This is a genomic window from Burkholderia sp. IT-111MI5 (assembly GCF_949752865.1).
GTDB classification, from domain to species: Bacteria; Pseudomonadota; Gammaproteobacteria; order Burkholderiales; family Burkholderiaceae; genus Burkholderia; species Burkholderia pyrrocinia_C.
The window spans coordinates 1320417-1333086 of record NZ_CATKIF010000011.1 but is presented as its reverse complement, the minus strand read 5'-3'; the positions used below and the strand labels follow the sequence as shown (position 1 = coordinate 1333086).

General features: G+C 69.0%; 11 protein-coding genes. 8 read left to right on the top strand and 3 right to left on the bottom strand.

Features of this window, described 5'->3' with window-relative positions; translation table 11 throughout:
* Positions 1–21: 21 nt before the first annotated feature.
* From ACM6JT_RS14275 to ACM6JT_RS14265, 3 genes are read right to left on the bottom strand one after another with little or no spacing between them, the layout of a single operon-like run.
* Entirely contained in the window at positions 22–837 is an 816-nt protein-coding gene (locus ACM6JT_RS14275; RefSeq protein WP_414856700.1) for an ABC transporter permease, read from the bottom strand.
* Positions 837–1943 (bottom strand): PhnD/SsuA/transferrin family substrate-binding protein, encoded by a 1107-nt coding sequence (locus tag ACM6JT_RS14270; RefSeq protein WP_217588839.1) that lies wholly within the window; start codon positions 1941–1943, stop codon positions 837–839. The genes ACM6JT_RS14275 and ACM6JT_RS14270 overlap by 1 nt, the downstream gene beginning before the upstream one ends.
* Positions 1944–1974: 31 nt before the next feature.
* The gene (locus ACM6JT_RS14265) at positions 1975–3051 is read right to left on the bottom strand and encodes an ABC transporter substrate-binding protein (RefSeq protein WP_217588841.1); all 1077 of its coding nucleotides are present in this window, start codon (positions 3049–3051) and stop codon (positions 1975–1977) included.
* A gap of 451 nt (positions 3052–3502) precedes the next feature.
* Between ACM6JT_RS14265 and ACM6JT_RS14260 the strand changes: the two genes are divergently transcribed.
* The 8 genes from ACM6JT_RS14260 to ACM6JT_RS14225 all read left to right on the top strand — a co-directional run bounded on the left by ACM6JT_RS14260 (position 3503) and on the right by ACM6JT_RS14225 (position 12633).
* Entirely contained in the window at positions 3503–4675 is a 1173-nt protein-coding gene (locus tag ACM6JT_RS14260) for an LLM class flavin-dependent oxidoreductase (RefSeq protein ID WP_243566090.1), read from the top strand.
* A 44-nt stretch (positions 4676–4719) separates the two neighbouring features.
* The gene (locus tag ACM6JT_RS14255; RefSeq protein WP_217588844.1) at positions 4720–5766 is read left to right on the top strand and encodes an ABC transporter substrate-binding protein; all 1047 of its coding nucleotides are present in this window, start codon (positions 4720–4722) and stop codon (positions 5764–5766) included.
* Between the two features lie 33 nt (positions 5767–5799).
* The gene (locus tag ACM6JT_RS14250) at positions 5800–6612 is read left to right on the top strand and encodes an energy transducer TonB (protein WP_414856699.1); all 813 of its coding nucleotides are present in this window, start codon (positions 5800–5802) and stop codon (positions 6610–6612) included.
* Positions 6613–6653: 41 nt separating this feature from the next.
* Positions 6654–7370: a MotA/TolQ/ExbB proton channel family protein gene (locus ACM6JT_RS14245; protein ID WP_243566092.1), complete on the top strand. Its 717-nt coding sequence runs from the start codon at positions 6654–6656 to the stop codon at positions 7368–7370.
* On the top strand, positions 7370–7780 hold the full coding sequence (locus tag ACM6JT_RS14240) for an ExbD/TolR family protein (protein ID WP_217588851.1): 411 nt from the start codon (positions 7370–7372) through the stop codon (positions 7778–7780). Before ACM6JT_RS14245 ends, ACM6JT_RS14240 begins: the two co-directional genes overlap by 1 nt.
* A 34-nt stretch (positions 7781–7814) precedes the next feature.
* A complete protein-coding gene (locus tag ACM6JT_RS14235; RefSeq protein WP_414856698.1) occupies positions 7815–8891 on the top strand; it encodes an ABC transporter substrate-binding protein in 1077 nt (358 codons plus the stop codon).
* Positions 8888–10105: an MFS transporter gene (locus tag ACM6JT_RS14230; RefSeq protein ID WP_217588854.1), complete on the top strand. Its 1218-nt coding sequence runs from the start codon at positions 8888–8890 to the stop codon at positions 10103–10105. Before ACM6JT_RS14235 ends, ACM6JT_RS14230 begins: the two co-directional genes overlap by 4 nt.
* A gap of 212 nt (positions 10106–10317) precedes the next feature.
* On the top strand, positions 10318–12633 hold the full coding sequence (locus ACM6JT_RS14225) for a TonB-dependent receptor (protein ID WP_243566095.1): 2316 nt from the start codon (positions 10318–10320) through the stop codon (positions 12631–12633).
* Positions 12634–12670: the final 37 nt, after the last annotated feature.

The following is a 12670-nucleotide window of genomic DNA, read 5'->3' as shown; positions in this document are numbered from 1 at the left end:
CCGAAGCGTATCCAGTCAGGGTCAGCGCGCCGGCGTCTGCCAGCGCAATGCGTAGCGTTGCGCGAGGGCGATCGAGCGGTCGAGCGCGAAGCCGATCAACCCGATCGCGGCGACGTCGACGAGCACCACGTCGAGCCGCAGCATCTGCCGGGCCAGTTCCATCATCTGGCCGATCCCGCTGTCCGCGGCGAGCAGCTCGACCGCGACGAGTGCGAGCCACGCGCGCGCGAGCGCGATCCGGATGCCGGTCAGCAGCGGCGGCAATGCGGCCGGCAGCAGCACGTCGCGCAGCAGCGCGAAGCGGCCGAGCCCGTAGTGGCGCGCCATCTCGACGAGATCGCGCGGTGCGTCGTGCACGCCCGTGTATGCGGCCAACGCGACCGGGAAGAACACGGCCTTGCCGACGACGACGAGCTTCAGCGGTTCGTCGACGCCGATCAGCAGGATCAGCAGCGGGATCAGCGTGAGCGTCGGCACTTGCCGCAGCAGGTCGAACGTCGGCCGCAGGTAGTCGGAGAACAGCCGGCTGCGCGCGAGCAGGATGCCGAACGCGGCGCCGCCCGTTGCACCGATCGCGAAGCCGAGTGCGAGGCGATGCAGCGTGATCAGCAGGTTGTCCCGCAGTTCGCCGGTGTCGATCAGCGTGCGCAGCGTCGCCGCGAGACGGCCGGGTGGCACGACGAGCTGCGGCGGGAACCAGCGCTGCACGCTCGCGAGCCACCACAACGCGGCGAACGCGACGGGCGTGACCCACCACATCGCCTGCCGGCCGAGCCGTGCGATGCCGGGCAGGCGGACCGCGTGCGGGCCGTTCGACGCGAGCGCGCGCATCGGCATCAGCGGCTCGCGACGCGCGATGCGTCGGCGCGCCAGTAGCCGTCGAGGCCGAGCTGCTTGAGCGCGGTCGACACGAAGGTCGGCGCGAGCAGCGCGTTCACGTCGACCGGCGTGGACGTCAGGCCGGCCTGCCGGCTGTACGCGATGACGTCGCGGTAGTGACCGGTCAGCGCCGGCGTGAAGAGCGGCGTCCATTGCTCCTTCCACGGCGTCGATTCGTCCGCGTACTCGCGGCGCACGATGCTTTCCGGCTGGCCGGATGCGCTCAGGATCTTCACGTACGCGTCGCGATTCTGCGGCTGCGAGATCCAGTGCGCGGCGCGCACATAGGCCGTCGCGACGAGCTGCGTGATGTCGGGGTAGCGCTTCACGAAATCGTCGGACGCCCACAGTTCCGCGCGCATCTTCCAGTCGTCGGGCGCGGTCTTGGTCGACCAGATGATCTTGCCGACGTTCTTGTCGACGAGCGAATACGCGTCGGACAGCGTGAAGAAGCCGTCGACGCGGCCGGCCGCGACGGCCGCCGCACCGGCCTGCGGATCGAGGTTGTAGATCCTGAAGTCGGACAGCTTCAGCCCGTTCTCGGCGAGCAGCTTGCTGAACGTGACTTCCCACGGCCGGCCGCGATTGAGCGCGATGCGCTTGCCCTTGAGATCGACGATCGACTTTGCGGTCGAGCCGGCCGGCACGACCAGATACGTGTTGCTGCCGACGCCGCCCGGCACGATCAGGCGCGTATGCGTGCCCGATGCATTGACGACGACCGACGGCAGATCGCCGTAGCCCGCGAAATCGATGCTGCCGTTCGTGAACGCTTCGTTGACGAGCGTGCCGACCGCCGCGGTCGACACGGGCACCCATTGCAGCTTCACGTGCCGCGCGGCGAGCGCCTTCTCGAGCGACTTGTCGGCGTCGATCAGCGCGGACGCGCCAGCATATTGCGTCTTGCCGCCGCTCGAATAGGCCACGACGGCGATCCGCACGACCTTGGGCGCGTCTTCCGCGTGTGCGGCCGGTGCGGCAAGCGAGGCCGCGGCAAGCGGCAGCGCGGCGAGCAGCGCGCGCAGCGGGCGGCGCAGCGAGGCGAGGGAGAGCGTGTGCTTCATGATGATCCGGATGAGTTGGCGGAAGAAGGGCTCACGCACGTTTCTGCAGCGATGGCCGCAACACGTCGGCGAGCGGACGCGGGTCGATCCAGTCGGCGACATCGAAGTCGGCTTCCAGAAAACCCCAGTCGTGCAGGAACGTCTTGAACTCGTCGAGCGCGGCGACCGATTCGTCGTCGAGGTTGACGCCGAGGTGCCGGTGCAACTGGTTACCGTACGCGGCGCGGACCCAGTCGACCGACGACGCGGTTTCGCCGGCCACGTAGTGCGTGGTTTCGTCGGGATGCGTGCTCGCCCAGTCGCCGGCGGCGACGACGAGCTTCAGGAAGCCGGCGACGATGTCCGGGTGGTTCGCGAGCACGTCCGCGTTTACGGTCAGCGGACGCGGCGTGCCGTTGTTGTTGCGGATCGAACGTTCCGGATGAAAGCCGATGTCGATCACGACGTGCGCGCCGATCAGTTGCGCGATCTCGAGGCCCGTCGAGCCCTTCACGTAGATCGCGTCGACCTCGCCGCGCAGCAGCGCGCCGGCTTCGGCCGCGTACAGCGCGCGGCTCGAAAAGCCGTGCGGCGATGCGAACAGGCTCGCCGCGCGCGGGGGCCCGACGGTCTGCAGCGTGCGCGCGCGCACGTCGACGAGCTCGACGTCGCGCGTGGTCAGCCCGTCGAGGCTCAGCGCGTTGACGAAGCCGCGCAGCGCCGACGCGCGAAAGATGTCGATGCGATCGTCGGGGCGGCTCGGGATCGCGATCCGGCGCCCGCGCAGCGCTTTCACGGAACGGATGCCCGACTCGGGCCGCGCTAGGATCAGTTGCGATTCGTCGACCCACGACAGCCCGATCACGCGCGTGTTCGCGTCGTTCGAGCGCGCCCACATCGCGGGGATGCTGCCGCCCTGGCGAAACGACTGCGCCAGCGTGTGGTCGCTGATCGACGACACGTCGTGACGCGTGGCGCCGCGCGACGAGCGGATCGCGACGCCGTCGGCCGACGTCTCGCCGTTGAGCCAGCCGAGATGCACGGCGATGCCGAGCGGGGTCGGCACGGGCGATCGCGCGTACCAGAACGTCTGCTGCTTGTCCGATGACGAATCGGGCCTGTCTGTCATGTGTGAGATTCCCTGTCTGGGTAAGCGTGGTCGATGCACGGTCGCGCATGGTGGTGTCGCCCGCGCGGGCCGGTCAACGTTGCAAGTTCCGGGCCAGCGATTGGAAACGGCGAGGTCGCAGACGGCGCGGGCATCGCGTGCGATGCGCGGTGCGCGAGCCGGCGCATCGCCTGTTGCGTCAGCAACAGTCGCGTCGGCCGCTGTTGCGCATGCAGCACCGGTGCGGCCGATGCAGCAGCGCGGCACGGGCCTGCTTCGGCGTGACCGGCGACGATCGGCGCGCGCCGCCCGATTGCCGTGGACGCCCGACCCGTAAGGGCCGTGTGCATTGATCGGCGGCCACGCACGCGCAGTGGCGAGCGCGTTGGCACACCGCGTGCTTTACAGCGCAGCACACGCGCGGCACGCAGGTGCCGCACGCAATCCGAACGGGCCGACAAGGAGAATCCCGATGGCTGTTGAATTTCTGTGGCGCCTGCCGATGCACGGCGACGGCCGGCGCGCGCACGACCTGCATACGCGCGGCGAATGGAACCGCCAGCACGCATCGCGCGTCGCGCCGAAAGTTGGCGACGACGATTTCGGCTACATCGACTATCTGTCGCAGGTCGCGCGCGCGGCCGACATCGCCGGCTTCCACGGCGCGCTGATTCCGATTTTCCGCTTTACCGAGGAGCCTTGGGTCGTCGCGGCCGCGCTGGCGCGCGAGACGCGCCGGCTGCGGCTGCTGATCGCGCTGCAGCCGCACTTCGTGCATCCCGTCTATGCGGCGCAGATGGCCGCGAGCCTGCAGCGGATCAGCCGCGGCCGCGTCGAGTGGAACGTCGTCACGGGCGGCGGCGGCCCCGACCAGCGCGCGTACGGCGACTTCATCGATCACGACAGTCGTTATGCGCGCACCGACGAATTCCTCGATGTCGTGAAGGGCGTGGCGGCCGGCGAGCCGTTCACGTTCGACGGCCGCTTCTACCGCGTCGAAGCCGGCGGCCTGCTGCCGCCGCTGAGCGGCCAGAAGCCGCCGCGTCTCTATCTGGCCGGCGCGAGCGATGCCGCGCTCGCGGTCGCCGCGAAACACGGCGACGTGCACCTGAGCTGGGGCGAGCCGCTCGCGAAACAGAAGGAGGTGATCGATGCGGCGCGCCGCGCGCTCGACCGGCAGAACGCCGAGCGCGACCTACGCTTCGGCATGCGCATCGACGTTCTGGCGCGCGAGACCGAGGAACAGGCGTGGGCCGAGCTGCGGCAGATGTTCGCGACGGTGGGTGCGTCGACGCGCAACGGCTTCGGCGGGCGCGGCGAATCGTCGGAATCGGTCGGCGCGAAACGCCAGTTCGCGCTGCACCAGGGCAATACGCAGCACTTCGACGACCTGATCGTCGGCCCGAACCTGTGGGCCGGGATGTCGCAGATCCGCGGCGGCCCCGGTTGCGTGATCGTCGGCAGCCACGAACAGGTGGCCGAACGGCTCGCGGAATACGTGGACATCGGCGTATCGACGTTCATTCTCGCCAGCAACCCGCATCTCGAGGAGGCGTACCGCGTGGGCGAGGAAGTGCTGCCGCTCGTCGACGGCGCGCTGAACGCGCGCGGCACGCATGCGGCGCTGCGCGTGGCCGGCGCCTGAGCGCGGCGGCAATCCTCCGCATTCCAACGACAAGGACACTCACCATGACGACACTCGCTGCGCAGGCCACGGCCTGCGACGCACTCTGGTACACGCGCTGCCCGGTGCCGACCGCGCTCGGCATCGCCGTGCATCGCGGCTGGTTCGACGAGGAGTTCGGGCCGGACGGCATCGCGCTTCATTCGCTGCAGGAGACGGCCGACGCCAACAAGCGCGAATCGCATTTCGATCACAGCCTGCCGCACTCGTTCCGGCAGGGCGGCAACATTCCCGCGCTATGGGCGCGGGCACGCGGCGCGGATACGTGCGTGATCGGCCTGTCGTGGACCAACGAATTCCAGGCGATCGTCACGCTGCCCGAGCGCGGCATCCGCACCGCGCGTGATCTGCGCGGCCGGCGGCTCGGGCTGCCGCGCCATCCGATCAGCATCGACTTCTGGCGCGCGGCCGCGTTGAAGGGCTTCCTGAGTGCGCTCGAACTGGAAGGGCTCGGCCATGGCGACGCCGAATGGGTCGACTTGCCAGACACACGCGAGCGCCGCACCGGGCCAGCATCGTTTGCGCGCGGCCCGCACGAGTACGGGCTCGAGATCGCGGCGCTCGTGCGCGGCGACGTCGACGCGGTGTTCGTGAAAGGCGTCGCGGGTCTCGAAACCGTGCACCTGATCGACGCACAGGTCGTCATCGATCTCGGCGCGCACCCCGATCCGCTCGTGCGGATCGGCAACGGCACGCCGCGCACGCTGACCGTCGATCGCGCACTGATCGACGCGCGCCCCGATCTCGTGAGCCGCTTCCTGTCGGTCGTGGTCGGCGCGGGCGACTGGGCCACGCGCCATCCGGCAGAGACGGTGGCCTACATCGGCCGCGAAACGCGCGCGTCCGACGAGTGGGTGCGCTACGCATACGGCGCGGACGTGCACCGGCATCTGGAAACCGGGCTCGCGCCGACGTCGATCGACGGACTGGTCGCGTTCAAGGATTTCCTCGTCGAGTGGGGGTTTCTCGAGCGCGATTTCGATGCGCGCGCATGGGTCGATCCGGCGCCGTTCACGCAGATCGACCGGCATCGTCATGCGTGGGTCGCGTAGCGTGCCGCGGCGCGTCATTGCAAGGAGTCGAACATGACAGGGCTGACGATCGAATACGGCGTGCCGCCCGCGCGCCGGCACGCGGCGCGCGCCGCGCCGCGTGCGGCTGCCGCGGTTGCGGTGGCTGCGGCACGACCGCCGTCGGCGGTGCCGTCTGCGCGCACGGACGCGCGGCCCGCGCAGACGAACGGGTGGCGTGGCGCGGGCGCAGTGGCACTCGCCGTCGCGACGCTGCATGCAGGTATCGCCTTATTGGCGGCGCGTGCGCCCGCCGAACCGCCCGTGCAACCGCCGAGGCCGTTGCCGATGACGGTCGAGCTGACGCGACCGCCTGAACCGTTGCCGCAGGCCGCGCATCCGCCACCGCCGACCGTGCAGCCGAAGCCGCTGCAGCAGGCGCCGACCCCGCCGAAGCCACGCGCGGCCGTTCCGCATCAGGCGGTCGCGCCGGCTGCCGTGCCACGGGTGGCGCGAGAAGCAGCGGCCGCGGCGTCCGCACCGGCACCGACCGCTGCCGCGCCGACCACCCCAGCGCAGGTCCCCGCGCCTGCCGCACCGGTGCGCGAAATCGCGCCGATCGGCGACGCGGCTTACCTGCGCAACCCGGCACCCGACTATCCGGCGTTCGCGCAGGACCAGGGCTGGGAAGGGCGCGTCGTGCTGCGCGTGCATGTGCTCGCGAACGGCACGCCCGATTCCGTCGACGTTCGTACGAGCAGCGGCCGCCGCATGCTCGACAACGCGGCGGTGAACGCCGTGAAGCGCTGGACGTTCGTGCCCGCGAAGCGCGGCGACGAGGCTGTCGACGGCTGGGTCAACGTGCCGATCGATTTCAAGCTGGGCTGACCCGCCGGGCAGCCTGCCACATTTTTCAAGGAACTCACATCATGAACGGTATTCCGACCACCTTCATCGTTCAGGGCGCGCTCTGGCTGCTCGCCGTCTTTTCCGTCGTCACGTGGACGCTGATCGTTGTGAAGGCGATCCAGAGCCTGCGGGCGAGCGCGCGCAACCGGCGTTACGTCAGCGCGTTCTGGGCCGCGAACAGCTTCCACGAGGCGGCCGCGCTCGACGGCGCGAACAGCCCGGTAGGCGAACTCGCCGCGACCGGCTTCGACGCGTTGCGTCGCGCCGACGAGAGCAGCGCGCACGATCTCGAACACAGCTGGAGCCGCCACGACCTGCTCGAACGCCATCTGCGGCAGCAGATCCACAACGCGCGCCGGCGCGAGGAGGCGGGACTCGCGGTGCTCGCGTCGATCGGCAGCACCGCGCCGTTCGTCGGGCTGTTCGGCACCGTGTTCGGCATCATCCACGCGCTGACCGCGATCACGCACAGCGCGTCGGCGAGCATCGACGTCGTCGCCGGGCCGATCGGCGAGGCGCTCGTCGCGACCGGGATCGGCATCGCGGTCGCCGTGCCGGCCGTGCTCGCGTACAACTTCTTCGTGCGCCGCGTGAAGGCCGCGTCGGCCGATCTCGATGCGTTCGCAACCGACTTCGTCACGCTCGCGCAGAAGGCCGGCTTCCGCGTGCCGGCCGCCGCACCTGCCGCCACGCCGGTACACCGTGCCGGCGAAACCCGTCAGGAGGCGTTCGCATAATGGCTTTCTCGTCCTCTTCCGACAACGACGACGTGCTTAGCGAAATCAACATCACGCCGCTCGTCGACGTGATGCTCGTACTGCTCGTCGCGTTCATCGTCACGGCGCCGCTGCTCAACAACGCGGTGCACGTGAATCTCCCGAACACCGTCGCTACTTCGCCGGCCGACCGCAAGCCGAACGTCACCGTGAGCGTCGACGACAAGGGTGTCGTGTATCTCGACAAGCGCGTGGTCGCGCTCGCCGCGGTACCCGCCGAGCTGGCCGCGCTGAAGGCCGGCCGGCCCGACGTCGCGCTCGACCTGCAGGCCGACGAGCACGTGCCGTACGGCACCGTCGCGAAGCTGATGGCCGCGATCGAGCATGCGGGGATCACGCGGCTGTCGGTGCTTACCGCGCCGCGCGGCTGATGGGCCTTTCACGACTCTTTTTCCGAACGCATCCATGAGCACCACGGCTTCACACAACGTCCGTTCGATCTGGTACACGCGCTGTCCGGTGCCGACGCCGCTCGGCATCGCCGCGCATCTAGGCTGGCTCGACAGCGAATTCGCCGGCGACGGCATCACCGTGCGCGCGCTGCAGGAGAACCAGCACGCGGCGCTGCATCATGCGCATGTCGATCATTCGCTCGACAACGCGTTCCGGCAGGGCGGCAGCATTCCCGCGCTGTGGGCACGCGCGGCCGGCGCGGACACGCGCGTGGTCGCGCTGACCTGGGTCGACGAGGCGCAGGCGATCGTCGCGCTGCCGGAAACCGGCCTGAAGCAGCCGAAGGACCTGCGCGGACGCCGCATCGGCCTGCCGCGCCGCGACGGCGAGCGCATCGACATCTTCCGCGCGGCGGCGCTGCGCGGCTTCGTCAGCGCACTGTCGCTCGACGGGCTTGGCCCCGGCGACGTCGAATGGGTCGACGTGCCCGCGTCGAACCTGCGCGTGCCCGTATCGACACCGGTCAGCCGCGACGCGGCATTCAACCATCCCGCGAGCCTGTCGAGCCGGCGGCTCTATGCGGCCGAGGCGGCGGCGCTCGTGCGCGGCGACGTCGACGCGATCTACGTGAAGGGTTCGCTCGGGCTGGAAACCGCGCACCTGATCGGCGCACAAGCGGTCGTCGACATCGGTTTTCATCCCGATCCGCAGATCCGCATCAACAACGGCTCGCCGCGGCCGCTGACCGTCAATGCGTCGACGCTCGAGCGCCATCCCGACATCGTCAGCCGCTTCCTCGCGCGCGTGACCGATGTCGAAGACTGGGCGTGCGAGCATGAGCAGGAAGTGCTCGGCTATCTCGGCCGCGAGACGGGGTCGGGTCACGACTGGCTGCGGCTTGCCTACGGCGCAGACGTCCATCGGCGGCTGCGCACGGATCTCGACGACGCGTCGATCGCCGCGATCGACGCTTTCAAGCGCTTCCTGGTCGACTGGCAGTTCCTGCCTGCCGACTTCGACGTGCACGCATGGATCGACCGGCGCGCACTCGACGGCATCGCGACGCTGTCTCGCGACGCCGCGCGGTGAGCGTGCCGGCACGCGTCGTCGACGCATGGCGGCGCGAGCGTTTCACCGGCGGCTTCATGCTGCTGGCGCTCGCGAGCGGCACGACGATCAGCATGGCGCAGCTCGCGACGACGCTGTACGCGTTGGCGCTCGGCGTCGACAGCACGCGGCTCGGCGTCATCGCCGCGATGGAGCCGCTCGGCATCGCGTTGATGACGTTGCCGGCCGGGCTGCTCGTCGCACGCTACGGTGCGCGGCGCGTGTACTTCGCCGCGAGCTTGGGGCCGATGCTGCTCAATCTCGTCGTGCCGTTCACCGGCGCGTGGTCGCTGATCGCACTCACGCAAGGGTTGATCGGGCTGTGCATCCCGTTCCGGATCGTGTCGATCAACGGCGTGTTCCTCGCGCGTCTCGCGCAGATCGGCCTGGCGCGCGCGGGCTGGTATCGCGCGGCCATGTCGGTCGGGACGGGCATGGTTGGGCCGTGGCTCGCGAGCTGGCTAACCGGCGCGCACGGCGCGGTCGCGACGTTTTGCGCGGCGTCGGCGAGCTTCGCGGGCATGGCGCTGTTCAGCCGAATGCTGCTCGGCGACGCGGAGCAGCCGCCGCGCCGTGCGCGGCACGAAACTGGCGGGCTGCGCAAGTTGCTTGCGCTTGCCTGGAGCCACGATGTACGCGAGCAGCTTGTGCTGGAGGCCGTGAACAGCGCGACACGCTCGCTCGCCGGCACGTATACGGTGGTGCTCGCGATTCAGTCACTCGGACTGTCGCAGACGCGCGCCGTCGCGCTGCTGACATTGCAGGGTGCCGTTGCGGTGATTGCCCTGTTCGGGCTCGGACATGTCGCGCAACGGATGACGGAGCGTCGTTGCCATGCCCTCAGTCTCGCGGGCGGCATCGCCGGGCTGCTCGCACTCGGCCTCGCGCGCGACGCGTGGATCGTCGGCGCGGGGCTCGCCGCGCTGTGCGCCGGTTCGTCGATGCTGCATCTCGTCAACATGCAGCATCTGGGCCGCCATCCTGCCGACAAGAGCCAGGTGTCGAGCCTCTACAACCTCGCGTCGATGACCGGCGCGTTCTGCGGCCCGCTGGCCGGTAGCGCGCTCGCGCCGTTCGTCGGATTGCCGGTCGTGTTTCTGTGCTGGCTGCCCGTGGTCGTGCTGGTTGCGTTCGCGCTGCGGCTTGCGCACGTGCGTCGCGGCGCGCTGCGACCGTTGCCCGCGAAACTGTCCTGATCGCCTTCGGGGCGGATGTCGCGCGCTGCGGCGGTGTTGCGTGGCAAACAGTTCGCCGCTCCTCACAGATGCGTATGCAGCAACACGCGAGCCGCACGGGCGCCGGAAGCCCCGCGCGACGGTCTTTTCGATGCTGGCATCCGAATTGCAATACAGAACCCGTGCGTCGCGCACGCACGTGCGTTCAACCGATCAAACAGGATGACTCATCGATGTTCAGGAAAAAACTAATCGTCACCGCGCTGGGGGGACTGCTGACGGGCGGCACCGTATCGTTGCCCGCGTGGGCAGAGGACGGCGTGGCGGCAGCGGAGGTGCCGGACGCGAAGCCGGCACCACAGGCGTCGGATGATGCAACTGCGGCCGCGCCGAAGGCGACCCATGCGAATCGCGGCGCGGCCGCACGCGAAACGAATCTCGGCACGGTGACCGTGACCGCGCGCCGGCGCAAGGAAAGCATCCAGGACGTGCCGGTCGCGGTGAGCGCGCTGAGTGGCGACGCGATCAAGAACAACGAGTTGCGCGTGATCAACGACGTGACGAAGTACGTGCCGAACTTCACCGGGCAATCGACCGAGGGCCGCGAGCGGCCGCGCTGGTTCCTGCGCGGTGTCGGCAGCAACGATCCGTCGGACCTGTCGCTGAGCCCGATCGGTGTGTACTTCGACGACGTGTACATCAACAGCGTGTTCGGGCAGGGCTTTCCGCTGTTCGACCTCGATCGCATCGAGGTGCTGCGCGGGCCGCAGGGCACGCTGTGGGGCAAGAATACCGTCGGCGGCGCGCTCAGCATCACGTCGCAGAAGCCGACCTTCGACGTGAGCGGCTACGGCAAGCTCGGCCTCGGCCAGTACAACAGCCGGCTTGCGGAAGCCGCGATCGGCGGGCCGATCGGCAAGAACGACGTGCTGGCCGCGCGCGTGTCGGTGTATCACGAGAATGCCGACAGCTTCTACACGAACACCGCGCAGCAGGGGCGCTTCGGCGGCTTTCACGACAACGCGGTGCGTTTCCAGGTGCTGGCCGTGCCGACTCCGGACACCGATTTCCTGTTCAACATCCACGGCCGCAACTACACGGGCGGCGGCAATGCGTGGCACGCGGAAGGCGCGGGGCGGGGCGGCGCGAACCAGTTCGGCTTCGTCGGATCGACCGATCCGTACACGGTGTCGCTCAATGCGCCGTCGAGCGATCACATCTCGTCGTGGGGCACGTCGCTCACCGCGCACTGGCGCATCAACCCGGCGGTGTCGCTGACGTCGATCACCGCGTTCGAAGGGCTGCACCGCTGGTACCAGGACGACGAGGACTATTCGCCGTTCGATGCGGCACGTTCGCATGACCGCCTGTCGAGCCGCCAGTTCTCGCAGGAGTTCCGGCTCGAATCGCCGCAGAACGACCGGCTGAGCTGGCTCGTCGGCACGCATCTGTTCACCGAGCAACTGGCCGAGCAGGGCGCCGGCGGCGGCCTGCCGGGCTCGCCGTCGCCCGCGTTCTACCATCTGACCGACCTCACGCAGCACACGCAGAGCGTGGCGATCTTCGGCAGCATCAAGTACCGGTTCACCGACCGCTTCAACGTGACGGGCGGGCTGCGTTACACGATTGAGCGCAAGACCATCAACCTGACGGGGCTGCAGGGAGCGGGCAATGTGACGTTCAGCGATCCGAACAGCTGGTGGTCGCCGTCGTCGGTGTCGTCGCCGCTCGCGGTCAGCGCGCAGCAGAACCAGACGAACACGTGGCGCGCGCCGACCTGGGATCTTACGCCCGAATACGCGCTCAGCAACAACGTGCGCGCGTATTTCCGCTATGCGCGCGGCTTCCGCTCGGGCGGTTACAACGGCAACGCATATACGCAGAGCACGGTGTCGACCGTTTCGCCCGAGTACCTGACCGACTACGAGGTCGGCATCAAGAGCGAGTGGTTCGACAAGCGGCTGATCGTCAACGCGAGCGTGTTCCACTACGACTATCGCGACATCCAGGTGTTCGCGCTCGCGCCGAACCCGTTCGGCGGGCCGCCGGTGTCGACGCTGTCGAACGCGGGGCAGGGTCGCGCGGACGGCTTCGAGCTGGAGCTGAAGGCACAGCCGGTCAACAGCCTCTACCTGTTCGCGAACCTCGGGATGCTGAACACGCGCTTCACGGAGTTCCGCTACGTGCCGACCGCCGTCGGCAACTCGTTCGCGCGCTCGCCGCATACGACGCTGAACGCGGGCTTCGACTATCGCGTTCCGGTGCCATTCGGCACGTTGACGGCAGGTGGCGACGTGAACTACCGCAGCCGCGAATACTTCAGCGCGACGCGGCAGACGATGCCGCAGCTCTGGCAGGGCGGTTATACGGTGCTGAATGCGCATGTGTCGTACACGACGCCGAACCAGAAGTACATCGTGACGGGCTACATGACGAACCTTACGAACAAGGTTTACAAGAAGCTCGAGCTGCTGCCGTCGTATGGCGCGTATCCGGTGCTGTACGGCGATCCGCGCACGGTCGGGATCACGCTGACCGCGAAGATCTGACGCGCGACGCATGCCGCGGCGCGGGCGCATGGTACGC